Raw genomic sequence first — 25,545 nt, forward strand, 5'->3', positions numbered from 1 at the left:
TTATCCTAACATTAATTGTAATAGACAGGTTAAGAACCCCAAATTTAGAAAGGATGAAAAAAAAGAAAAAGGCAAAGAAAAAGCAGAAGGAGTATTATTGAAGGGTGGAATTGCCCGACAAAAAATCTTCTGACGTTTCACTTGATTTCAACGCAGATTGCTTTCACTAATTTCCGTTTTGATCAGTATTCGTCCTCCTGTTTTCACCTTCAGTGTTTGGTAAATGTTCAATGTTAAATATTACTCTTGGTGCTTTCATCTGCCCAGGCGTAGTTTTCCGTATCGCTCAAAATTAGTGTGATCAGCACTTGATAAATCTTAAGCTGAGTCAGTAACCATGTCAACTCTTACACACCCTATTTTTGTATTATTCAAATATACCCCAGCTTAATCAGCCCAGTTCTGTGATTTTTTAACCACCCTATGTATTATCAGTCCAAGGATTGAAAAATAAAAAAACATCAATTTTTTGTGCCTGCATATTGAGAGTTCAAACCTTTGCATTGATAAAAATGACCAAAGCAGTTACCTGATGCCTTTGAGATAAGCTTATTCGTGCTAATTTGGTCATGTAATGCTTCATTTTAGATAGACTGCATTGCTAAAAAAAGATTGAGAAGCATATTAAATAATTGAATTTTTCTTATATATATTTCTAGCAGCAACCTATATGAGCAAACATATTTTCTTACAGAAAAAAGCGGCTTTGCTATTACTTTTTCTTTATGCCCAAAGTTTATTATCCGCACATTCCTTAGTGCAGGAAGAGCTGGTTTTTGAAGAAGTGAATGGCATGCTTAGTGCGGAGGCCGAACACTTCTATAAACAAACACATACCGGTATTCGTCAATGGTACCTTGTCAGCACCGAACATAAGCCCACGGGCCATGCCGACCCTGACGAAGTTCATATTGCAGGGGCCAGCAACAACGCTTATCTGGAGATACTTCCTGATACCCGCACTACCCATGATGATCCACTGATTCATGATGAAAATTTTGTCAATGAACCGGGTAAAATGGCTGTATTGTATTACAAAGCTTATATCAATGAGCCTGGCAGATATTATGTATGGGTGCGCACTCATTCTACCGGTACCGAAGACAATGGGCTGCATGTAGGTATAGATGGCCAATGGCCTGAACATGGTCAAAGAATGCAGTGGACAGTCAAAAACCAGTGGTATTGGGACAACAAACAAAGAACTCAGGAAGTACATACCGGCGTACCCATGGAAATTTATCTGGACATTGATCAAGCCGACGAACATGAAATCATGTTCAGCATGCGTGAAGATGGTTTTGAGTTTGACAAATGGATGCTGGTCAAAGACAAAAACTACCGTCCTGAACAAAATATGGGTCCATCGGTAAGGCTGAAAAGCGGAAACCTCCCTCCTGCTTTTCCAGCACCTGAGCAAACCGAACTAAAGTACAACAAGGACAAGGTAAGTATCAGCGGAGCGCTGAAGAAATGGCATAAAATCTCTTTAACTTTTGACGGACCTGAAACCCGTGAATTAGCGGATGAAAACCCTTTCCTTCATTACCGCCTTGATGTAACGTTCACTCATGATGGCAAAAGCTACACGGTACCTGGATTTTATGCGGCTGATGGTAATGCCGCTGAAAGCAGCAGTGATTCAGGTAACAAATGGAGGGTAAGGTTCACCCCTGACGAAGTGGGAGAATGGAGCTATAGTGTATCTTTTAAGAAAGGTAAAAACATCGCTGTAGCAGAAAGATCATCAGATGGTGAAAGTGCTGGTTTTATGGATGGAATGAAAGGAAAGATCAGCGTAGCTGATACCGACAAAACAGGAATAGATAATCGGGCGAAAGGCCGCCTGAAGTATGTAGGTGAGCCTTACCTCCGGTTTGAAGAAAGTGGGCAATACTTTATCAAAGTTGGGGTAGACGCACCAGAAAACTTATTTGCCTATCGCGATTTTGATGCTACAACCGACGTTTTTGATTTGTGCAAAACCTGGCAGCCTCATCAGAAAGATTTTAGTGAAGACGCGCAGGAATTTTTATGGCAGGGACAGAAAGGTAAAAATTTGTTGGGTGCCATTAACTATCTGGCCTCAGAAGGTCTGAATGTATTTTCATTCCTGACCTTCAATGTAGACGGTGACGACAGAAATGTGTTTCCCTACCTGCTCAAAGTGCCGGAAACTGAATATGTGACCTATGCCAATGAGAAAGCCAATAAGAATGCCTGGGAGACGCTTTTCAACCGTACCCGCTTTGATGTCTCTAAACTTGAACAGTGGGAGCGTATCCTTGACTACGCGGAGCGAAAAGGCATGTTTCTCCACTTCAAAACCCATGAAACCGAAACTGATCACCTGATGGATGAAGGGCGGTTTGGTTTAGAAGGCAAACTGTATTACCGTGAACTGATTGCCCGATTCGGCCATCATCTGGCCATGAACTGGAACCTGGGCGAAGAAAATAACCAGCCCATTGAAGAAGTGATCAAAGTTGCTAATTATATTGAGCAGCTTGATCCTTACGGTCATCATATGGTCATACATACTTTTCCTAATCAGGATGAACGTTACGCCAGCCTGATTGGAGATCAATCTCCTTTGACCGGTGCATCATTACAGCTAAGTGATAAAGATTTTCGTGATGTGCACGAGCGGGTATTAAAATGGAGAGCAAAATCTGATTCCAGCGGCAGGCAGTGGGCCTTGGCGGTTGATGAACCGGGAAATGCAAAATTCGCCCTTCTGCCGGACGATGAAGATCCGGAACATGAGCTGGCACGTTCCAATGCACTTTGGGGAACTTTAATGGCAGGTAGCTATGGTGTGGAATGGTACTTTGGTTACAATAGCCCTAACTCAGACCTGACATGTGAAGACTTCAGAAGCCGTGATGATTTTTGGGACCAAAACCGATATGCTTATCAGTTTTTCAATGAGCATATACCTTTCTGGGAGATGGAACCATCTGATGCACTCACTACTGACAATGCATCCTATTGTTTGGCAAAAAAAGACGATACCTATGTGGTGTATCTCCCACCGGGAACACCTAAAACTTCTTTAAATCTTAAGGACAACAGTGATACATTTTCAGTGCTATGGTATGATCCTTTTCGGGGTGGTAAGTTGCAGCAGGGAAGCATAAAAGAAGTGAAAGGCGGTGGCACAAGAGCTTTAGGTAATCCTCCTTCCACCGAGGGAAAAGACTGGGTCATACTTATTCAGAAACAATAAATAATTTACTAAAGAAGACAGATGAAAAATTACAAAATAGCAGTAGTGCCCGGGGATGGCATAGGCAAAGAGATCGTACCAGCAGGCTGGAAAGTACTCACCGCTGCTGCCGAAAAACACAAATTCTCACTCTCTTCAGATAGCTTTCCCTGGGGAGCAGGATACTACAAAGCGCATGGACAATTCCTGCCGGAAGATGGCCTGGATACTTTGAAAAAATATGACGCCATCTACTTTGGCGCTGTGGGAGATCCTGAGGTAGATGATACACTTCCGGCGATGCTGTATACCTTTAAGGTCAGAACTTCATTTCAGCAGTATGTAAATTACCGGCCTGTCAAATTACTGCCGGGTATTCCCAGCCCCTTACGCTATAAGTCAGAAAAGGATATTGACTTTGTGGTGATAAGAGAAAATAACGAAGGGGAATTTGTACAGAACGGAAAAATCATTCACCCTGATAGTCCCTATGGAGTAGCCACTGACACCAGTGTGTTCACCAGGATGGGCATAGAGCGCATCGCTCACTATTCGTTCAAACTGGCACAAAAACGAAGAAAGAAAGTTACCAATGTGACCAAATCCAATACCTTAATTCACAGTCTTGCCTACTGGGACAGCGTCATTGAAGAAGTAGCTGAGCAATATCCTGACGTTCAATACAACAAAATGTATGTGGATAATGCATCAGCCAGCTTTGTGCTTAAGCCTGAAGTATTTGACGTGATTGTAACCACCAATATGATTGGCGATATTCTCAGCGATTTGGGTGGAGCCATCATGGGTAGTTTAGGATTGGGCCCAAGTGGCAATATTAATCCTGAGAAGGAATTCCCTTCTATGTTTGAACCTATCCACGGTTCGGCTCCGGATATAGCGGGTAAAAACATTGCCAATCCGCTAGGAGCTATCTGGTCGGGCGCTTTGATGCTTCAACATCTGGGAGAAAAGGCTGCGGCAGAGGATATCGTCAAAGGCATAGAAGCTACGACACAGGCGGGAAACCTCCCCCTTGACCTGGGAGGTAAAGCCAAAACCGATGAGATTGCGCTGCAAGTGATTGAGCATTTACAAAAATCCGTACCAGCCTGATGCCCAACATCATTGATTTAACACAGCGCTACCATAACGATATGCCGGGAGTACATATCAGTGCGGCAAGAAGCCTGGATGAAGATGGCTGGAATGCCAGCACTTTGGAAATTTACTCTCATGCGGGCACACATATGGATGCCCCCTACCATTTTGGTGTCACGGATGAGCGAATTGATCAAATTGATCCGGCCCGTTTTATGGGACCAGCCTGGATAGTTCGCTTGGGTCAGGTAGTTCCTCGTCAACTGATAGGCGTAGAAGATTTGGGTGATATAGCTGAAAAAGTAAAAGCGGGTGACAGCCTGTTACTGCAAAGTGGATGGAGCCAAAAAATCGGCTCCTCCCAATACCGTGATGAACTGCCTAGAATCAGTGAAGCCCTGGCAAAATGGTGTGTGGAAAAAAAAATTAACATGCTGGGTGTAGAACCTCCTTCCGTAGCTGATGTCAATCTGCTGGAAGAGGTGACCCGCATCCACCAAATTCTTTTGGGAGGAGACGTGATCATCCTTGAAGGGCTTGTCAATCTGGAAACAATAAAAGCTTCGACAGTAAAGCTGATTGCATTGCCCCTTAAAATCAAAGATGGTGATGGCGCTCCGGCAAGAGTAATTGTGATTGAAGAATGATGCCAATGAAATTGAGAGTAGACTGTGCTTGATACATGACTAAGTGACTGCTTAAAGATATGCACCTGAAACTAAACGAAATACAACAACAATACCCTCCGGCTCCATCCGGTCAGCTTTTACCTGAAATCCGAAAATTACTGGTTAAATCTGATAAAACGATCGTTGTGCTGGATGACGATCCTACCGGCACACAAACTGTATATGATGTTCCGGTGCTTACAGAGTGGTCTGCTGATGTAATCGCCAAGGAATTTTCGCTTAAAACTCCCCTATTTTATGTTCTGACCAATTCCAGAAGCTTACCTAAAAAAGAAGCCGAAAGTCTTGCCAACACGATTGGAAATAACATCAAAGAGGCTTACCGGCAGACGGGCAGAAACTTTGTCATTATCAGTCGTAGTGACTCTACACTCAGAGGACACTATCCTGATGAAGTGGATGCCTTGCTTCATACACTAGAGAAGGAGCAAGCTATCAGAATTATTGTTCCGGCTTTTTTTGAAGGGGGGCGGTTTACCATTGGTGACATCCATTATGTTCAGGAAGGAGATCATTTGGTTTCCGCTGCAGAAACTCCATTTGCCGAAGATAAATCTTTTGGCTATCAGCATGCTGATCTAAAGCAATGGATAGAAGAAAAAACAGCGGGAAGAGTAAAAGCTAAAAATGTATACTCATTTGGAATCAACAGCCTGCGTACCCAAAGCACTGAGGAAATCAGTACTGCACTCAAAAATTTAGCTCCTGCCAGCACTTGCATTGTCAATGCTTTGGCTCCTTTTGACCTTCAGCATTTTGTCTTGGCACTGATAGAATCCGAGGTAGATGTTCTCTGTAGAACAGCGGCTTCTTTTGTAGCAGCCATGGGGGGCTTGGCGCCACAACCCCTGCTTACAGCTACAGAAATTAGCGACAATCAAAAAAGCGGTGGACTTACGGTGGTCGGCTCTTATGTGCCAAAATCAACTACACAGTTGGAGTATTTACTTAGCAGTGGCTTGGTTCAGGCAGTTGAACTCTCAGTGGATGACATTATCGCAACCTCCGATAAATCATTGCTCATTGATATGTTCGCTGAACAAATCAATACCTTCCTGGGGTCCAGCCAGGATGTGGTGCTTTATACGAGCCGCAAACTCGTCAGTGGTGAAAATCAGGAAGAAAGCTTATCAATCGGGAAACAGGTGTCCAATGCATTGACTGAAATCGTCAAAAAGCTGACTGTTAAACCTCGCTACCTGATTGCCAAGGGAGGTATTACATCCAGCGACATCGCTACCCAGGCCTTGGACGTAAAAAAGGCGATGGTCCTGGGACAGCTTATGCCTGGTATTCCGGTGTGGAAACTTGGTAGTGAATGTAAATACCCCGATATGAGATATATCATTTTTCCCGGCAATGTCGGCAATGAGAAAGCTCTTGTTGATATGGTGAAAAAGCTGGAAAGGAGAGAGAATGGGTAAGCCATTGATTCCGGGAAGGCACTTCATGGTAGCAGGAACATTCCTTCTGGCATTGCTTCTTTATATTGATCGGGTGTGTATTTCGGTAGCCAAAGATCCCATTGCGCAGGAGCTTGACTTTAGTGACAAACAGATGGGCTGGATCCTATCCGTATTTGCCTTAGGCTATGCCCTCTTTCAAACACCTGCCGGTATTCTCGCTGACCGTCTTGGTCCTCGTCGCGTGCTGACTGCCGTGGTATCTTTCTGGTCAATATTTACAGCGCTAACCGGGGCGGTGTGGAGTTTCGTGTCTATGCTCATTGTCCGCTTTCTCTTTGGTGCTGGTGAAGCCGGAGCTTTCCCGGGGATTTCCCGGGCAGTCTACTCCTGGATTCCACTCAAGGAAAGAGGGTTGGTTACAGGCATCAATTTTTCCGGTTCAAGATTAGGTGCCGCCTTTGCGCTTCCTTTTGTTGCCTGGCTTATCCTCACCTTCGGTTGGCGAACCGGCTTTCTGATACTGGGTGTCATGGGGGTTGTCTGGGCAGTAGCATGGTACTTTTTGTTCAGGGATGAACCTGCGCAGCATTGGGGCTTATCTGATGATGAAAAAAATTATATACTGTCAGCCCGGCAGTCGGGAAAAAGGCAAGAAGAGGAAAAAGAAGTAGCCAAAAAGAAGCTGAATGCTCAAAGCCTGTTTGGCTCAAAAAATATGTGGCTGGCGATGCTACAGTATTTTTGTAGTAACTTCACCTTCTTCTTCTGCCTGACCTGGCTCTTTCCTCACCTCAAATCTGAATATCAGCTGGATACGATGGAAGCAGGGATTTACTCCTCAGCACCGCTGGTTTTCGGGGCTTTCGGCAACTGGTTTTCCGGCTGGTGGGTGGATCATATTTACAGGAAAGGGAGCTGGCAAATGTCACGGCGCATACCTGCCATGACCGGCTTCGCACTGGCAGCGATTGGCTTGCTGTTCAGCATTTACATGGAAACTCCTTTTACTGCCATTGCCTTTCTGAGCATTGCGATCTTCGGGGCTGACATGACCTTGAGCCCTTCATGGTCTTTCACGGTAGACATTGGAAGAGAAAATGCCGGAGCGGTATCGGGTACCATGAACATGGCGGGCAATATCGGCTCATTTCTTACTGCATTGGCATTTCCTTATCTTCAGTCCTGGACGGGTTCTGTTGAGCCTTTTTTCTATTTGGGCGCCGGACTGAATGTACTGGCGATCTTGTTATGGACAATGATGAAACCAGATAAAAGCTTAGAAGAATATTAAGAATGAAAACTAAACTAAAAGGTGTATGCATCGGCGCGGGCTATTTCAGCCAGTTTCATTATGATGCCTGGCAACGAATACCCGAAGTCAACATTACCGCCCTTTGCGATCATGACAAAAAAAAGGCAGAAGCTACTGCCAGGAAATTTGGTATTCCCAAAGTATATCAGGATTATAGGGAAATGCTGGCTGCCGAACAGGTTGATTTTGTAGATGTGATCACCCCTCCAAACACCCACCTTGATATATGTAAAACCGCTTTTTCTGAAAAAAAACATGTGATCTGTCAAAAACCACTGGCGCCAACATCTGATGAAGCCCGGCAATTGGTCGCCATGGCCGAAGAAGCGGGCGTCCGATTTATGGTACACGAAAATTTCCGTTTTCAGCCCTGGCATAGGGAAATCAAAAAGCTTTTAGACACTGAAGTCATAGGCGATCAAATCCATAGCCTGAACTTCCGCTCCCGCATGGGTGATGGATGGGGAGCAGATGCCTACCTTGACCGGCAGCCTTATTTCAGAACAATGCCCCGGATGCTGGTCTATGAAAATGGAGTACATTACATAGATACCTTCCGCTATCTGGGGGGTGAAATCAGCAGCGTATTTGCCAGCCTGAGGCGGCTGAATCCAGTAATCAAGGGAGAAGACGCAGCCATCATCTTTTTTGACTTTACCCAGGGTGCACAGGGCCTATGGGATGCCAACCGCTACAACGAAAGTAATCACGAAAATCCGCGCTATACCTTCGGAGAGTTTCTGGTAGAAGGAAATGGGGGTAGTATACGCTTGTATCAGGATGGCCGCTTGACTATTCAGAGTCTGGGAGAGAAAGAGCAAGAACATGTCTATGAGCACAGTCATCATGGCTTTGCCGGTGATTGTTGTTTTGCTACTCAGCAGCATTTTGTTCATGCCTTACTCCATCATCTACCTTTTGAAACTGATGGAAAGGATTACCTTAAAACATTGAGGGTTCAGGAGGCGGTTTATCAGTCTTCCAAGCAAAAAAATAGCATACATTTTCACAACACCTGAGGCGTTGCCAATCCTTTCACTTCTTATTTTTTTCATTACATGCATCCATTTGATTCCTTACAAAAGCTGTTATATTCGCTTTTGTATCGCTAAAATGTAATGAAACAGGTAACGCTTAAGGAACTCGCTAAGAAGTTAAATATCTCACCTTCAACGGTTAGCAGGGCGCTGCATGACCATCCTAAAATTGCTCCTAAAACTAAGGAAGCAGTACTAAAGCTTGCCCAGGAGCTTGATTTTCAGCCAAACCCTCTGGCACTAAACCTGAGAACCCAAAGAAGCAAAAATTTAGGTGTTATTGTACCTAAAATCAGCTATCCTTTTTATGCATCAGCCATCAGCGGCATTGAGTCAATGGCTATCCAGCAAGGTTATCATATTATCATCTGCCAGTCGGAAGAATCTTACGAAAGGGAAGTAGCCAGTACCAAAGCCCTGGCAAAAAGCAGAGTGGACGGACTTATTGTTTCGCTTTCCGGACAGACCAAAAATTATGATCATTTTAGGGCGATCATGCAAAAAAATATTCCGCTGGTATTTTTCAATAGAGAATGTGAGGCATTGGAGACCTCTAAAGTGATCATTGATAATGTCCAGGCGGGAAAACAGGCTGTTGAGGTATTGATAGATGCTGGATGTAAGCGAATTGCAGTGCTTGCCGGTCCTCAAAGTATCCATATCAGTAACCAAAGAATTCATGGATACCGGTTGGCCTTGGAAAAAAACCAGATTTCACCCGATCCAGCGCTTATTTTTCATTGTGATTTCAGTGAGGTAAGTGGATATCAAAATACGTTTAAGCTTTTAGCGCATAAGCCCAGACCTGATGCCATATTTGCAGTGAGTGACAGGCTGGCTATTGCAGCAGTAAAAGCTATCAAGGAGCATAATTTAAAAATACCGCAGGATATATCGGTAATGGGATTCAATAATGATCCTGTTACCACGATAGTTGAGCCACAGCTGTCCACCATAGATCAACAACCCTATGAGATGGGACAAAAAGCTGCAAAGCTTTTTTTTGACCAATTAAATTGTCCGCATTGTCTTCCCGAAAAGGCAGTAATGCCGGTAAAAGTAGTTTCAAGAGATTCTATACAAATCATCTGACTCCACCAAGATTTGCCTGATAAGCCTTAAGTATTTTTTCCCGACTAGATTTCGCTGTCATAAACTTTAAGAAAAGTTACTGACAGCATCAGAAAAAAATACTTTTCGTTTGAACTGAGCTAAGGGGATACTGAGTCATACATATACTGGAATACCTTCCTTATTAATTGATCAAATTCCCAAAATATATAGCATTCAAAAACAACTTATTGGTACCTAGCCACATCCCTCGGAAATTTGGGTTATCAGCAAATAGTACCACCCTACCCTTACCTTTGGTACTTAGCAGTAAAGAAGCGGTACCCGAAAGTTTGCTGAGGTTTTCATTAGAAATGTAGCCGCTCAGCAATGGCTGCGGACTATATTGCGCTACTGTATGATAGGAAGTCTTGCTAAGGGCAAATAGGGTATTACTATTCTTATAGACTGCTAAATCTCTACGGGTATAACCAAAACCCAGTGGGTTTGTGATATCCAGATCCACCTGATAGATAGAACCTCTTATGGCTTTTGCCCCTTCTCGCTCCCTGGCATCTTCATAGTTAAAACGTTGCTTAGGTACATCCGCGGTATCTTTGAGAAGTTCAGCATCTGCAAGTTCCTGAGTAATAGCCCACTCTGCCGCGCCCTTAAAAGTGACCAGCGTCCCTCCGTCATTGATCCAGTTTGCTAGCTTTTCTGACTGCGTTTTAGCTATTTTATTATAGTTTCCATTGACCATTACTATGGTTGAATATTCATGCAGTGCGATGGAAGGCAAATTACTGATTTCAACTTTGGTAATGGGCAGCCCAACCTGATCTAATAAAAACCATACTTCACCCACTTCAGTGGATTGAACACCTTCGCCGGTCAAAATCAGCACTTTGGGCATTTTTACGGTCTGCAAGTTGTTGCTGCCCAGGTCTACCCCATCGGCGCTAAAGCCGGTAGCAGTAGCATAGAATGGAATTTCAAACTGTTCTGAAGCTGTCCGGATCAGTGTATAGACTGAATCTTTGGATATTTGCTGTGCCTGCAATGGGACTGAGATAGTTCCCCGGTGAAACTGTCTGTTACCATCATTCATTTGCGCACTAAATGGTTTCATAGCCACTTGTGCCAGCACATCATGTTGCAGGAGATACTGCAAAGCCGCCGGTGCAGCATAATCAGTCCAATCCATCAGATAAGCATAATCACTTTTTTGCGGCTCAGGTAAATTGATTTCAGGCACACTTTCTAACTGATTGCCAAGAGGTAGCTTGCCGGTACGGAATTCAGCATGAGGAATTCCGTAGGATAATGCTAAGGTCCAGGCAGAAGCATCATAGAATACGCTGTCAACAAATTCGGTTCTGCGTTCAAATACCGACTCCACCAATCTATATTGTACCTGCTCAGTGGGCACTATGTAAGCTTTGCCCGGCAAAAACTGTTCGCCATTCAGGCTAAGCTCTTCTTCAAGCGCATACACTTTGATTTTGTGTCTCAAGAGTAGTTCTGTAAACCTGTTCAGACGATTTATATCATCCTGCTCCCCGTATACGTAGGCATTTACCGGATTTTTTCTGGCTTCTGAAAGTGCTGAGCTATAAAACTCCCTCTGGTATTCCAGCAGGGTTTGTTTGTTTTCTACAGCCCCTCTTACTGTTGCCAGGCCGGTTACCAAATGATTTCTCACTGTAAAAGGAAAGGTGAGGATGCCCGTGCTGCTCTCCTGACGATTTCCGCGTGAGCTAGCCTGTTCAAAAGTTGCGCCCACTCCTCCCTGGAAATCAGGGTATGTAGAGCCGTAGCCGGGATAGAAGTTATCAAATATTTCTTTGGTAAAATAAAGTGAACCCAAACTGTCAAGCGCTTGTGCCTGGTACTGAGCAAGCAGTACATTCAGCTCTTCGTACTGGCGGCGGGGCACCAATGGGTTTTCAGAACCCAGTGGAGGGCTGGGTTCAAAATAATAGGTTGAATTGGTACCCATTTCATGAAAATCTATGACCACATTAGGCAGCCATTGATGATAAAAATCAAGCCTGGCTCTACTCTCTACATGCGCTGCTGGCAGCCAGTCCCGGTTTAGGTCAAACCAGTAATGATTACCTCTACCACCCGGCCATACCTCATTATGTTCTCTGTCCTGAGGGTCTGCGACCGGCGGATTCCCCCTATGCATATTGACCCAATTCGCAAAGCGGTCACGTCCGTCAGGATTTTGAGCAGGATCAATAAAGATGACCGATTCATCCAGATAATAAAGTACATTTTCATCTTCGCAGGCCGCGTAGTAATAGGCAGTAAGCAATGAAGTTTCAAGTCCTGATGCCTCGTTTCCGTGCACATTGTATGCGAGGTGAATAAATATCGGCTGCTCTTCAAGCTCCGGCAATGGCTGGCCTGGGTCAGTAAGCTGCAGGTGTTGCTGTCTTATTTCCTCCAGGCTTGCATGGTTTTGTGGCGAAGTGATGGTGACTACTGCCAGTGGGCGTAGCTCATTGGTCTGTCCTATCGTTTGAAAAGTCACACGCTCTGATAAACGCGCAAGTTCTTTTAAATACGCGATGGCCAGATCATATCGGGTATGCCGGTCACCAATAGGATAGCCGAGATAGTCTTCCGGACTTGGGATTTCGGCATCAAACCGCTCCCCCTGGGCGAAATAATAATCATGTTGTCCGTAAGATGGGAAAGCTAATATAAAAAGTAAGAAGGCTAATATGCTATTTCCGAATTTACTAATGCTAATAGTCATCGTTTAGTCTTGATGTAAAATATCATGAGCAGTAAAATTATGATTTTGTAAATGTATTTCAGAAAGGTGCTGCTTTTATTTTAGGGCTACCCCTATAATTTCCCGAATTCAACGGATAAGTGCATAAGTAATTCAGTGTAGAAGATTATTATACCACAATTTTCTTTAGAAAATTCTCAAAAATTAACAACTTAGAATTTGATAGATGTGCGAACTAAAAGAAACCTCAGCATAGTATGCTATTTCACTATTTTAACCTCTATGTTTAATTTTGATTGGTTCCATTTTTAAATCGATCTTGGTACCTCATGTTTGAATACTTTAAAACTACTACAGCAATCAACTTTGCCCCCTGAATTAAACTACAAACTCACTAATACAAACTGCCAAACACCATACTACTAATATGACAGAAAATACGCCTGAACCTCAAAATGAATTTGAAAGAGAACCTGTACCCACCTCAAAACTAAAAAGTTGGAAAAGTTTTCTCGGCATGTATGCCGGTGAACATGCCGCAGGTACAGAGTTCGTCATAGGTCCATTGTTTCTCACCGCTGGCGTAAGTGCTTTTGACCTTATTATCGGCTTGTTGATAGGTAATTTTTTAGCTGTATTATCATGGAGGCTGCTTACTGCTGAGATAGCGGTAAAACACCGGCTAACGCTTTATTATCAACTGGAGCAAATCTGTGGTAAAAAACTGGTTACTGTTTACAATTTAGCCAACGGTATTTTGTTCTGTTTCCTTGCCGGTGCCATGGTGACCGTCTCTGCCACCGCGGTAGGAGTCCCCTTTGATATGCAGATGCCTAAGCTTACCGATACCATGCCCAATAGTGTTACCTGGGTAGTGGTCGTACTCTTGGTAGGTACTGTAATTTCCATTATTGCTGCCAAAGGATACGATACCGTTTCAAAAGCTGCCAACTGGATGGCCCCCTTTATTGTCCTGGCCTTTTTAGTTGCCGGAATTGTAGCGCTAGGGCAGCTCAACGTTAACTCTTTGGCTGACTTCTGGGCCATCTGGGGAGAGGGTTCTGAACCATTTCCCGGTCAGATTAAATATACCTTCTGGCATGTAGTCTTATGGTCTTGGTTTGCCAATGCAGCCATGCATATTGGTATGTCTGACCTCTCTGTTTTAAGGTATGCTAAATCTGCGACCTACGGCTGGACTACCGCAGCGGGAATGTATGTAGGTCATTATATGGCCTGGATTGCCGCAGCCTTGCTCTATGTGGTTTATTTAAAATCACCTGAGGCACAGGGAATGCTGGACAATGGGGTAGCCCCTCCCGTAGCCCCCGGCCCCCTGGCCTATAATGCCATTGGTTTTTTTGGTATCGTCGCTGTAGTATTAGCCGGATGGACTACTGCCAACCCCACAATTTACCGTGCGGGATTGGCATTTCAGTCAGTCCTACCCAAAACCACTACCTTCTGGGTCACCATCATGGCCGGTGGACTGGCCACCATCGCAGGATTATTCCCAGCTTTTGCGATGAAACTTTTAGACTTTGTCGCATTGTATGGATTTATACTTGCCCCCATGGGAGCGATCATTGTCTTTGATCATTTCTTTGGAAAAAGATTGGGTATCGGTTGGAATGGAGAACATAACAAGTTTAACAATGCTGTCTTTGCCTCCTGGGCGATATCGGCAGTTGGGTTTTACCTTCTTTCCGTATGGTTTGACATATTTTTATCCTTTGTGACTTTACCCGCCTGGATATTGTGTGGCTTACTGTATTTGATCTTTAGCAACAAAACAACCCTTAAAAAAGCCAGTGTTCATCGTGTATAAGCTCAGATGAGGTGTTGAAGAACGGAGTTTTTCCATTGTCCCAGACACACTCCTAACTTATTCTCCAGCCAGGACTTTTGCTTTTTGAGCAATCTCCTGGCTTATTTTACCTCCTCCCGAGCTTACCGCCGATACATTGAAGAAACCTGCTACATTGACCGTAGACTTTTCTTCCGTATCCATCCTTACCGTACTTTTGATATTAGTCGGTACGTTAGTAAGGGGTGTCGCGAACAATTCCGAGAAACCTCCCGGCCGGTTGGTTTGAAGGATTACAGCACTCAGATAATCAAATGCCGCCGGAGAAATAGAATGGATTTCCACAAAGAGTGAGTCACCAATTGTGTATGGAGGATGATAGTAATTCGCTTTGTCAGACCTTTCTTCTAATGGATTGACAAAGTCACGACGAACCACCTGATGAAAAACCTGCCCATCTACGGGCTGACCGGGCGAGAGTCCGGCATCAAAAGCGATATTAATCTCGGAGGGTCTGCCCAGATAGCTCCCATTCTTCCAGGCTTTGATCCAGTAGGCATCACCCACTCCCACAGGATCGCGTGCTATAAATTCAGCTGAGTAGTAGGACTCAGCTATGTTGAAGTCCTTTTGGTTATAGTGGAATACTATAGAATCTACCTCAGGCACTCTGCCTAACCTGGCCACGGCTTCAAAAATATTATCATGTGTATAAACAGTCAATCTATAGGTGTGTTCTATCTCTCCAAAGGGTTTGTCCACCGGATCCCAGAAATAAGCGTTTTCTCCTTCCTGAAAGTTGAAGACCTCACCCGTGTTGAGATCTTCCACATTCACCTCCAGACCTGTGATCGTAGCAGGCTGTGCATTGTCAAAATAGGCTTGCGAACGAGTAATCCTGATTTCCTGCTTCTCCATTTTTTGATTGAGCCAGGCATCTATGACCATGATTTCTTCAGCATCATTGAGCACTGGTGAAATCTCTGTTTCGCACGCAAATGCCAGCAGAATAAAGAGAATATATAAAAGCTTTTTCATGTTAACGGTATTAAAATTTGAAATTGTAGGTGACTGCTGGTACCAGCGTGCCTATGAGTGACAACTGCTTGGCAGAGGTAATCGCAGGGTTATCACCCACTTGTCTTTCATTAGCCTGTGAAAAGTAAATACTGAAAGGGTTCTGCCGGGCATAGAGGTTATAGATTGAGAATACCAGATTATCGCTGCCCTTGCGTTCCTTTTTGCCCCTCCATACATTTTTGATGGTCAAGGAAGCATCCAGGCGATGATAGTTGGGAATTCTGAAGTTGTTCCTCTCATTTCCACTGATGTAAGGTATTACATAGCCCTGAGAAATGAATCTGTCTGTCGGGAAGGTAGTGGGAGTCCCTGAAAGAAAGCTAAAGTTCGCTGACAAAGATACTCTCTCGTTCAGTTCATAAAAAGCTGCGATTTTCAGATTGTGCCGCTGGTCAAAACGGGTAGGATACCAATTACCTTCACGATGCAGGCGATTTGACCCAAAGTTAATCCCATCTACTTTTAGCTCGGATTTGCCCAGCGTATAACTCAGCCAGCCGGTCAGCCTTCCGGTATTTTTCTTGACATACAGCTCCAACCCATACGCTCTGCCTTCACCGGACAGCAGCTGAGAAGCGATGAATTCGTTAATGAAAAGCTCAGCGCCGTCAATGTAGTCCAGCTGGTTTTTATTCCATTTGTAATAAGCTTCAGCTGAGGCTTCATAGGCATTGCCTTGAAAATTCTTGAAATAGCCCAAAGCCAGCTGGTTGCCTATTTGTGGTTTGATGTTGTTGTCAGACGGTTGCCAGATGTCAATCGGGATAGAGGCAGTGGTGTTAGAAACCTGGTGGATATACTGGCTCATACGGTTGTAGCTGGCCTTGATAGCGCTAGATTTGGCGAGCTGATAGCGAATTGAAAGTCTGGGCTCCAGATTGTGATAAGTTTGTATACTTTCCCATTTATCATGCGCATTGACTGCCAGCAAAGGCTTCTCTATACCCGGAATGGTATCGCCATAATCAAATGACCGCCCCCCTATGTAGTGGAATCGGCTGTACCGCATACCATACTGGGCAAAAAGCTTATCATTGATTTTATGATCGTTGCTGATGTATAAGGCCAACTCCGCTGATTTGCGCTTATCCAGGCTGATGTTGGTTACTACACCGCTGTTCACTGTGGAAGCATTGGCAGGCTCAAAGTTATACAGGATCAACTCTCCTCCGAAAGTAAGCTCATGCCTAACGTTGAGAAACCAGTTATACTCCGGCTTAAAATTCCACGTGCTTATTTGTGCCGCCCAGTCAAACTTATCCTGCTCACTGCTACCAAATGTAAATCCATAGTCATATTTGCTGTAGAAAGCGGTGTAGTTGGCAAATAGCTTGTTGCCATACAGATGGTTCCAGCGGACAGTAGCGGTACGGTTGCCCCAGTTAAATCCCTGTGACGCATCAAAGTCAAAGACATCCCTGCCCAGGTAAGCTGATACGTAAAGCCTGTTTTTCTCGTTGATGTTGAAATTAGTCTTGGCCGTAAGGTCGTAGAAATACAATCCGGCACCATTAGACAGAAAGTCGGTAAATGGCCGGGCAAGTACATCAGCGTATGACCTCCTTCCTGCGATAATAAATGATGACTTGTCTTTTTTGATAGGTCCCTCCACTGCCAGGCGACTGAAGACAGTGCCAATACCCCCTGCTACTTCGTAGTCTTTGTTATTCCCTTCTTTCATCCGGATGTCAAGGATGGATGACAAACGTCCACCATAAGTGGAAGGTATACCCCCTTTGTACAGTTTAACATCTTTTACAGCATCAGGATTGAAAACCGAGAAGAAACCAAAGAGGTGAGATGATTGGTAGACCGGAGCCTCATCAAGGAGCACCAGGTTTTGCCCTACACTGCCCCCTCGCACATTGAAGCCTGCAGTACCTTCACCCACTGTGCTGACACCGGGTAGCAATTGTATACTCTTGAGCACATCTACCTCGCCGGCAAAGGCGGGAAGCTTTTCAATAGACGCCATATCCATTTCCAGCGTACTCATTTCAATGCTGGACACATTCCTGTCAATTGCCCTGCTGGTGATGACCACTGTTTCCAGCTCCTGAGCTGCGGTGGCAAGTTCAAGGTCAAGCCGGATATCACCGCTGAGGTCTATAGCTTTCTGAGCATCCGTATAGCCTACATAGCTATAATTGAGCTGGTATTTCCCCGGGGGTAATGTAATGGAATAAAATCCATATACATTGGAAGTGGTGCCGCCGGATAACGCGTTGACAAAAACAGTGGCCCCAATCAGAGCTTCACCGTTGCTCGTATCTTTGAGGTATCCACTAATGGTGAACTTTTCGGTCTGAGCAAAACTAGTCAGTGCCGACAGTAAGCATAAAGCTACTGCAACTATAAATTTCATAATTTTTTTGTTTGAAGTTCTATAAGGAAAAAATATCAGCCTCAAGATTTGAATGCTTGGACTTTGGATAATAAGAGAATGTCATAATTTTCAGAGATTCCCGAATTGAATTGGGCAGAGCAGGTTTTCATCTGCGAAGTGCTCTGGCGCAAAGTCCTGTTAGCTTGTTAAACATGACTTCTATTGATTGAGCAGGAGAGCTCCGTATTTGCGAAAGGCAAAGCTCTCCGGTATCTGTTAATAGAAGTTGAAACCCAGTGCGAGGGTAAAGCTTGCGCCATCGCGTTGGCCTTCGTCCAGGTGTACACTACTCATGAACAGTCCTGCCTGTACATCCATGGCCCACTTCTTCCCCTGTATTACTTCATATCCAGCACTCAACAGCACACCTTTGCCAAAGTTAAAGGCTTTATCTTCTATGTTTTCTACATCGTAAAAAGCTGGAAAATCCATTCCCAGCCCCGCCCCTCCACTGATCCACCACGCATTCGCTGGCCAATATTGGACAGCAGGAATCAAGCCTTCAAAACTCCGGTCACGCCCTTTCTCCCTATAAATTTGACCTGGAGCATTCAGAAATACGCCTATTTTTTCATTTATCATCCAACCTAATTTAAGATTGGGTAATGAGAGGTCCGCTCCCGTATTGGCATCACCCCCACCTTGCGTAAAGTGAAGTACACCTAAACCAACCGAAGCACCGATACTAAAGCCTTTTCTGATGGGCTGTTGATTTTGAGCACTTATGCTGAACATGGGCAGCAGACAGATTAAGATAAGGATCAACTTTTTCATTATATTATTTGATTAAGGTTAAGCATGACATTAAAAATACTTTCATCCGGGCAGGCCTTTCCCAGGCTCTGACACAGACTCAGTGAGAGTTTAAATTATTCGAAAGCAATTCATAGGCAGTTATCTCTCCGCTTTCTGCATAGAGCTTATTTGCACTTTTAGCATAATGAAATGCCTACTTCTGGATGGTATCCACTTCATTCATGAAAAATGGCTTTAAACGATGCAGGCCATATCTCGGTGCGATATTATCCTGCCCCATCATGGTCAAAAAAAACTCTATCGGACCATAGGTCACCTGTGAAGCAAAAATTCTAACCAGCCTGATACTTACTTTCCTGATCCAGTCTGGCAGATGAACGATATTGACAGGCTTTCTATACGCACTTAGCGCCATTTCGGCGATTTCGTTCTGGCTGAAGATATCAGGACCTCCTACCACTATTTCCTGCTTAGCCTGGTCAATGGCATCTATGATTACTTCAGCCAGATCAGCTCCATGGATTGGATTAAGCTTAAAGTTGCCCTTGCCAAAAAGGTATATTCTTCCCCTTTTTGCCATATCCAGGAAGTCTTTCATATCAGAAAAAAATCCATTGGGGCGAATGATGGTATATTCCAGGCCTGAGGCTTTGAGGGCATCAACAAATTTTTCTTTGGCAGCCATTATTTTCAGATGTCTCATTTGCTCTCCATGAATGGCAGAAATGTAAATAAACTTCCTGATACCTGCCCTTTTGGCTTCTTCCAATAAGTTAAGGTTGGCCCGGTAGTCTACATCCATATATGTCAGTCCATCTTTCTGCCGTGTGATACCGACAGCTGAGATCAGTACACTTGCACCTGTGAGTTTCTCTTTTAAGCTTATTGCACGGGTGACTTCTGCTTTCACTATTTGTGTATCCTCAAGCGCTATCTCCCGCAGCTTATTTTCATTTCTGGTAATTGCCTTAAATGCAAGCTTCCGTTTTTGTAACTCCATCAGTATATGCCTTCCCAGGTAACCAGTAGCCCCGGCTACGATTACTTTTACTGCACGGTCCTCATCTGGATTCGTCATAATGTTATGATCTGGCGTATACATATTATGTTGATTTTTCATTACTTACAAGTTTTTCATTTGATGTTAAACAAATGTAGCTGAAGACTTATGGGCAATCGTTCGGAAAAATTATTCCGGACTTATTAAAGAAAAAAAATGAAAATCAGTACTTATTTAAACTTACTGTAGGCAGAACTCGCAACTTGCCTGATTGATATATGGATGTACCACATCAATACCGTTGAAATCAACATAAAAATACTAACCAGCCAACCAATATGATCAAAGTGCTGTAAACGACCGTCTACTGTTTCAAAGATTAGCCATCCTGCCAGCAAAGCGGCTATCCCGGCAGCAAGTTGTTGGACAGAAGCATCTATTGACATAAAAGCTCCCCTCTGATGGGTAGGATGGCACTCATGTAGCCATCGCAGCAGAACTTACCATGCGGGCAGTAATACCCACAAATAAAAGGCTGTGGATGATCATCAATGGCCATAACACCATCTGCTGTACATAGATGTATACGTGTACCATGCTGATGGCCACAAATGTACCACCTGAAAAGACAGCTAGCTGTCCAATACGATCAGCCAGTTGGCCTAGTAACGGCCCGCAAAGCAGGCTTGTCAACCCACTTATTCCGTAGAGAATTGGTAGTTCATCTTCAGCAATACCTAAATTATTGGTGCAGTAGGCAGCGAAGAATGTCATAAAGAGCACATCGGCAAAAACGATAGAAGTATTATTGAAAAAAAAAGAATGCATGCCGCTTATTCAGCAGGGTTTCAGATAGGTGTTGCCAAGATGACTTTTTTACAGGATGGTAAAGGTGAATCCTCAGGGGTTTAAGAGATACTCCCATCCATAAAATAAACCCAAACCCGATCAAAAAAATGAAGGCGTAGGCCCCCTGCCAGTTGAATTTAGAGGAAAGGTAGAGTGTCAGTGGTAACCCACCCACTAGGCTGACTGCAAACGCTATTTGTAACAGTCCCATTGCCCTACCTCTCTGATCAGCTTTGAACAAATCAGCAATGATAGCATACGCAATGGAAGCAACTACACCGCCAAAAACTCCAGTAATAACCCACCTAAGCCCACTAATACCACGCGTTGATAAGCAGATAGTGGGGCTGTAGCAGATGAACTCATATATACCTAACTTTTAACATTGGTTTTCGTCAGTTGAAATAAGGTTAAAGCCCGCGTAATGCAGATAGGTTTCGCCCATGTATACATGCGCTTCAGCGAATTCTGGATCTAAACGCACTGCTTCCTGAAAATAGAGAAGCGCCTTTTTGATGTCCTGCAGGTCTTTCCGCTTAAAATAATAACTTCCCTTAAGGACCATCTGGTAAGCTTCAGTATTGTTAGTTTTGTTAGTCACCAGATGATCACCTATCTCAAAGTGACCAAAGCTTTCCCTGATTTTATCCGCTACCAATAGGCTGATTTCATCCTGTAGCAGGAAAATATCCGATAACTCACGATCAATGGTATCCGACCAGATATGAAATCCATTGTCGGTTCGGATCAGTTGAATAGCGATGTGTACCCGCTTTCCTAATTTTCGGATGCCCCCTTCAATCACAGAAGCTACTCTCAGTTTATTCCCTATGATTCGTACATCTTCCTTCAACCCTTTAAATGCAAATGAAGAAGTACGGGCCGTGACTTTAAGTCCTTTAATTTTGCTGAGCACATTGATGATCTCTTCATTCATCCCATCACAAAAGTATTCATTTTCAGGATCGGAGCTGAGGTTTTCTAAAGGGAGTACGGCAATAGAATTTTCTGTCATTTTGCTGGGTAAAAGCAAATACCAAAGCGTACAGCAATACGATTACTTCAGCCTGTGTACCATCTTCGGTATTTAGCATTGGCCAATGATCCCATTAAAATACTTAGAAAAATTAATACCTCACCTCATCAAAAGGATATTTTAGTGGTTTAATGATGGATGGCGAGCGCTGGTAGCCGCCACTTCTTTTCCTTCTTGTACGAAAGCAAGTGCCTCATCTACCTGACTTCCACTTCCTTGCAGTAAAGCATTAACCCACTGATTATTAATCTTTTTCGCCTTAAAGGCTTTCAAAAAAAATAATGAAATTACTTCCAGTAGAATGGTAATCAAGCCGAAGGAAGTGAGAAAGTCTAAGCTCACGATTGCTGTCAAATCAAAATTGAAAAAGACTTTAAATAGAAAGACTCCTACAAATGGACCAAAAGGAAGCAGGTATGCCGCTACTCTTAAATAGTCTATAGAAGAAGACTTTAGCTGAGAAATATTTTCTTCAAGCTTTTGTATTGGCTCATTGTAATCTAAAGCAAGTATTTGTTTCAATTGCCTGACAGATACGATTGTAAAAAAGACTGAAAAGAAAGTTACGACAGCGCCTGAAAAAGCAAAATACCACACTTCCCATTGTGAGACCAGGAAATAAAGGCCATAGGAAGCTGCGAATGTATAATATACCAATGAGCTTAATGGCAAAAACAGCAGGCCTCTTAAGGTAGATTTAGCCTTATCCAGTTTCACTTCTTTTGATAAGCTAAGGTGCTGAATGCACATCTCATCCATTTTGGATTCATACTTTTTGCTGACTTCTATTATGCTCAAAGCTTTCATCTTGTTGTTATTTAGGTTTTCTGTGAGTGATTTTTATGCTTGTCTGTTAAGCATGTGCCCTATTATTCGTTTGACTTTGAGAAATATCACACTTAGTGTAAAATAAATTGGCTCAAGAGAATTTTCCGCAGCAGGGGCATTATACCTGCCAACGCAGTTTCTGAAAAAGCTTCCCTTCCTGGAACCACTTCTTCGGGCTTGACATTTGCAGCTACTTCACTGTACAGCCATCCGCTGTCGCCAATTTGTATAGAGTACTACTACCAGGATGTATTCCAGCGCAATCATCCAGAAACCCGGGTCGCTGAAAAAAGTAAGGTAACTACCTCCCATCGGGATGATGAAAACAGGCACTGTGATCAACGCATCTAAAAGCATAGCAATGCCAAACATGCTTAGGCCCAGGACAAACCCATTGACAGGATTTGCTTTGTTGAAGTAAAAACGGATAGCAATGATCACGCTTGGAAGCAGAGCAAGCATAAGTACTAAATTGGCCTGCAATTCCGCGTCATCCAGGATGTTCAGCATGAATGAAGCTGCGTAGGCGCTTACTCCTAATACCCAGCTAATCGCTGCCGACACAACTAATCTTTTGATATTCATGGCTTTCGTATTTTTGTTTTAGAGGATGGTTCATCATCGCCCATAGTGTACCCCAAGTTTGAGCAGCAGACTATGAGCGATGAAGATTTGTAATTGAGTCGTAGAAAAAGCTTAGCCTAGGGTTTCCACACGTGCATTCCAGACACCGGTAGCTGCTGTTTCTCCAGCGTATTCCGTAAAATCCTTAGGCTTTCTGCCCAGCACTTTTTCGATATCTCCCGAGATTTGCTTGTTGCCTGCCGCATCTAATACTTCGGTAAACAGGTAATTGATGAGCCACACATAATCTTCGGGTAAGCCTGCTTCTTTTAGCATAGAAGTATAAGCCTGCATGGAGATTGGGGTGAAAGTAATCTCTCTTCCTGATGCCTTAGAAATTTCGCTGACTACTTCAGGAAAGGTCAGCAGGCGTGGACCAGTAAGTTCGTATATTTTTCCATTGTGATTAGCATTGAGCAAGGCTTCTACGACTACCTCAGCTATGTCATCAGTATCTACATAAGGCACCTTGGCTTCCGCCTTAGGCAGGGCGACATGTCCCGCCAGAATAGGATCAAGGAAGAAGCTTTCGCTGAAGTTCTGATTAAACCAGCTGGCTCGGACGATGGTATAATCTATGCCAGAATGCATCACCAACTGTTCGCAAAGTTCTGCTTCTTTCTCACCTTTGCCAGACAGTAAAACTATTTTTTTCACACCGCTCTTTCTGGCTTGATGGGTCAATGCTTCAATGGCATCCAGTGCACCAGGCACAGCCAGGTCGGGCTGAAAGGTAACATACATCTTCTCTATACCTTCCAATGCTTTTGCCCAGCCGGAGGGATCCTGCCAATCAAAGACAGGGCTTGCTTTACGAGATCCAATGCGAACATTTTGCTGAAGCGCTACCAGAAGTTGAACTACTTTACGACCGGTTTTGCCGGTTCCACCGATGACTAAAATGTTATTTGACATGGTACTAATATTTATAAGTTTTGAAATGATTAAATACTTTTGGAAAATGAGAATAATGCCAGAAGAGAAAGAAGGAAGGAAAGCACCGCAAACACAGTTCTGATCATATGAAGCCGATTCCAATGCCCCTCATAGCGGATGCGGCTGCTGAGTATTTGCTCAGGGCTAAGGTCATGCAACTGTAAGGCATCCAGCCCATTGTTCAGCGGAACATTCCCGAAGGCCGTCACGCCAAAGGTGCCAATGAGGTAAGTGAATGCTGCCGCCAGCATCAGCCAGAAGCTTTGTCCTGACTGATACTGCTGAACCGTGCTGGTGACCAGCAAGAGCAGACTTCCGAAGAATATCAGGAAGAATGCAGGATTCAGAATCGCCCGGTTGATGGACTGCATGGTCTCCAGATAAACCATGTCCGAAACTTTACGGGTCCCGGGGATTACTGACACTGACCAGGCATAAAACAAGCCTGCGGAGAGTCCGGTCAGCAGTACTGCTGTCAAAAGTGTGAATGATTTGATTGAAATTTCCATAACTGTCTCTTTTTGAATTGGCAATGAGACAAAGCTATGGCATACCTATCTGAATGATTTGTCCGAAAAGGAGCAGGATTTGTTCATAAAGGATTTTCGCAATGGATTATCGTTTGATCTGACTGGGCCGAAAGCCAAATTTCTTGGCGAAAGCATTAGAAAAAGAACTCAGGCTGTCGTAGCCTACCTGCCAGGCCGCCTCCTGTATTCCCATATTTTGATTTCGGATAAGCTCGTATGCTTTATCCAAACGCTCCTGCTGTAGATATTTAAACACCGGCACCCCAAATACCGCTTTAAAATTTTTCTTAAGCTTAAAAGTATTGAGTCCAATCTGCCGGGATAGCTCAGCAAGAGAGGGAGGTGTTTCAAGATTATCAGCAAGAATCTCTCTGGCCATCTGCAGTTTGTTCCTTTCCGCAACAGGAATGCTGGACTCACTCATCATGGAGAGCTGGCCAAAAAAATGAGCCAGCAAAGAAGTCATCTGGCTTCTAAAAAACATCATTTTAGCCTTCCCGCTGTACTGCACACGAAACACCTGATCAACGATCGCCTGCATTTCCGGAGTCATGAAAAAGCCTGGCCCCTCAACATAGTGATCCCGGGGATAGACCAGCTGATGTAACAACTCGTCAAAAAGCTCTCCTTCATGATTAGGCAATTTTTGGAGGTTACGCGTAGCTGTGGCAATCACGATGCACTGCAGTGGCCGGTCGGCAAATACATGATGTACAAATTCTACCGCCTGATCTGCATAAAAAGAAAGTGCCAGGCCATTGGTATGCTGGAATATTTTATGGGCTTCAGCATATCTGACAGTCAGTTCTACATTGCCTGAACCGTAAAAAGCCACAGCAATGACCGGCTCATCAAAAATGCAAGTATCGACCGTAGGACAATCAGTGCTGGCTTCTTCTACCAAGATCGTAAAGTCGTTGATATCAATGATGTCCCTTGTCATAGGCTTAGCTACTTAATATGTGATTTGATCATGATGATACCGACATTACATTTCAAAAAAATAACATCAGCTGATCATCAGTTAACCCAAGCAGTTGTGATGAAAAAAGATAAAGTTAAATCACACTAATAGTAAACGACCCAGCAAGTTGATTGCATGAACGGAATATTCATCTTTCATCATGTTGACTAATAGTAAACACGTAAGAGGTTTAAAATTAA

At 43.8% G+C, this 25,545-nt stretch carries 22 protein-coding genes; 8 read left to right on the forward strand and 14 right to left on the reverse strand.

Translation table 11 applies throughout. The features are described from left to right. Window positions 1–670: 670 nt before the first annotated feature. From OKW21_RS15360 to OKW21_RS15390, 7 genes are all read left to right on the forward strand, one after another. Entirely contained in the window at window positions 671–3,229 is a 2,559-nt protein-coding gene (locus OKW21_RS15360; RefSeq protein ID WP_277480644.1) for a DUF5060 domain-containing protein, read from the forward strand. Window positions 3,230–3,250: 21 nt separating this feature from the next. Next, entirely contained in the window at window positions 3,251–4,321 is a 1,071-nt protein-coding gene (locus OKW21_RS15365; RefSeq protein WP_277480646.1) for a tartrate dehydrogenase, read from the forward strand. Then, complete coding sequence (locus OKW21_RS15370) at window positions 4,321–4,953, forward strand: cyclase family protein (protein ID WP_277480649.1); 633 nt, start codon at window positions 4,321–4,323, stop codon at window positions 4,951–4,953. The genes OKW21_RS15365 and OKW21_RS15370 overlap by 1 nt, the downstream gene beginning before the upstream one ends. Window positions 4,954–5,012: 59 nt before the next feature. Beyond that, complete coding sequence (locus tag OKW21_RS15375; protein ID WP_277480652.1) at window positions 5,013–6,419, forward strand: four-carbon acid sugar kinase family protein; 1,407 nt, start codon at window positions 5,013–5,015, stop codon at window positions 6,417–6,419. After that, window positions 6,412–7,692, forward strand: a complete 1,281-nt coding sequence (locus OKW21_RS15380; RefSeq protein ID WP_277480655.1) for an MFS transporter — start codon at window positions 6,412–6,414, stop codon at window positions 7,690–7,692. Before OKW21_RS15375 ends, OKW21_RS15380 begins: the two co-directional genes overlap by 8 nt. A gap of 2 nt (window positions 7,693–7,694) precedes the next feature. After that, the gene (locus OKW21_RS15385; protein ID WP_277480657.1) at window positions 7,695–8,732 is read left to right on the forward strand and encodes a Gfo/Idh/MocA family protein; all 1,038 of its coding nucleotides are present in this window, start codon (window positions 7,695–7,697) and stop codon (window positions 8,730–8,732) included. A 99-nt stretch (window positions 8,733–8,831) separates the two neighbouring features. Further along, window positions 8,832–9,842 carry a LacI family DNA-binding transcriptional regulator gene (locus OKW21_RS15390; RefSeq protein WP_277480658.1) on the forward strand — a complete coding sequence of 337 codons (1,011 nt, stop codon included), beginning with the start codon at window positions 8,832–8,834 and terminating at the stop codon, window positions 9,840–9,842. A gap of 163 nt (window positions 9,843–10,005) precedes the next feature. On the opposite strand, the gene OKW21_RS15395 is transcribed toward OKW21_RS15390, so the two are convergent. Continuing rightward, on the reverse strand, window positions 10,006–12,570 hold the full coding sequence (locus OKW21_RS15395; RefSeq protein WP_277480660.1) for a M14 family metallopeptidase: 2,565 nt from the start codon (window positions 12,568–12,570) through the stop codon (window positions 10,006–10,008). Window positions 12,571–12,976: 406 nt separating this feature from the next. On the opposite strand from OKW21_RS15395, the gene OKW21_RS15400 reads away from it, so the two are divergent. After that, on the forward strand, window positions 12,977–14,377 hold the full coding sequence (locus tag OKW21_RS15400) for a purine-cytosine permease family protein (RefSeq protein WP_277480662.1): 1,401 nt from the start codon (window positions 12,977–12,979) through the stop codon (window positions 14,375–14,377). A 57-nt stretch (window positions 14,378–14,434) separates the two neighbouring features. On the opposite strand, the gene OKW21_RS15405 is transcribed toward OKW21_RS15400, so the two are convergent. The 13 genes from OKW21_RS15405 to OKW21_RS15460 form a co-directional block, all read right to left on the reverse strand. Next, a complete protein-coding gene (locus OKW21_RS15405; protein WP_277480664.1) occupies window positions 14,435–15,394 on the reverse strand; it encodes a DUF4249 family protein in 960 nt (319 codons plus the stop codon). Window positions 15,395–15,404: 10 nt separating this feature from the next. Further along, window positions 15,405–17,801 carry a TonB-dependent receptor gene (locus OKW21_RS15410; RefSeq protein WP_277480668.1) on the reverse strand — a complete coding sequence of 799 codons (2,397 nt, stop codon included), beginning with the start codon at window positions 17,799–17,801 and terminating at the stop codon, window positions 15,405–15,407. A gap of 237 nt (window positions 17,802–18,038) precedes the next feature. Next, the gene (locus OKW21_RS15415) at window positions 18,039–18,596 is read right to left on the reverse strand and encodes a hypothetical protein (protein ID WP_277480671.1); all 558 of its coding nucleotides are present in this window, start codon (window positions 18,594–18,596) and stop codon (window positions 18,039–18,041) included. A gap of 175 nt (window positions 18,597–18,771) precedes the next feature. Further along, entirely contained in the window at window positions 18,772–19,698 is a 927-nt protein-coding gene (locus OKW21_RS15420) for an SDR family oxidoreductase (protein ID WP_277480674.1), read from the reverse strand. Window positions 19,699–19,808: 110 nt separating this feature from the next. After that, complete coding sequence (locus tag OKW21_RS15425; protein WP_277480677.1) at window positions 19,809–20,024, reverse strand: hypothetical protein; 216 nt, start codon at window positions 20,022–20,024, stop codon at window positions 19,809–19,811. A 31-nt stretch (window positions 20,025–20,055) separates the two neighbouring features. Beyond that, window positions 20,056–20,406, reverse strand: a complete 351-nt coding sequence (locus OKW21_RS15430) for an MFS transporter (RefSeq protein WP_277480679.1) — start codon at window positions 20,404–20,406, stop codon at window positions 20,056–20,058. Continuing rightward, window positions 20,384–20,797, reverse strand: a complete 414-nt coding sequence (locus OKW21_RS32730) for an MFS transporter (RefSeq protein ID WP_420870138.1) — start codon at window positions 20,795–20,797, stop codon at window positions 20,384–20,386. Before OKW21_RS32730 ends, OKW21_RS15430 begins: the two co-directional genes overlap by 23 nt. A gap of 9 nt (window positions 20,798–20,806) precedes the next feature. After that, on the reverse strand, window positions 20,807–21,442 hold the full coding sequence (locus OKW21_RS15435; RefSeq protein ID WP_277480681.1) for a hypothetical protein: 636 nt from the start codon (window positions 21,440–21,442) through the stop codon (window positions 20,807–20,809). 141 nt (window positions 21,443–21,583) lie between these two features. Continuing rightward, complete coding sequence (locus tag OKW21_RS15440; protein ID WP_277480684.1) at window positions 21,584–22,270, reverse strand: hypothetical protein; 687 nt, start codon at window positions 22,268–22,270, stop codon at window positions 21,584–21,586. A 216-nt stretch (window positions 22,271–22,486) separates the two neighbouring features. Further along, window positions 22,487–22,876, reverse strand: a complete 390-nt coding sequence (locus OKW21_RS15445) for a DUF5367 family protein (protein WP_277480686.1) — start codon at window positions 22,874–22,876, stop codon at window positions 22,487–22,489. 111 nt (window positions 22,877–22,987) lie between these two features. After that, entirely contained in the window at window positions 22,988–23,830 is an 843-nt protein-coding gene (locus OKW21_RS15450; RefSeq protein ID WP_277480688.1) for an NmrA family NAD(P)-binding protein, read from the reverse strand. Between the two features lie 29 nt (window positions 23,831–23,859). Further along, a complete protein-coding gene (locus OKW21_RS15455; protein WP_277480689.1) occupies window positions 23,860–24,360 on the reverse strand; it encodes an anthrone oxygenase family protein in 501 nt (166 codons plus the stop codon). A 106-nt stretch (window positions 24,361–24,466) separates the two neighbouring features. Then, a complete protein-coding gene (locus OKW21_RS15460; RefSeq protein ID WP_277480691.1) occupies window positions 24,467–25,324 on the reverse strand; it encodes a helix-turn-helix domain-containing protein in 858 nt (285 codons plus the stop codon). Window positions 25,325–25,545 lie beyond the last annotated feature (221 nt).

It is taken from the genome of Catalinimonas alkaloidigena (assembly GCF_029504655.1).
Taxonomy (GTDB): Bacteria; Bacteroidota; Bacteroidia; order Cytophagales; family Cyclobacteriaceae; genus Catalinimonas; species Catalinimonas alkaloidigena.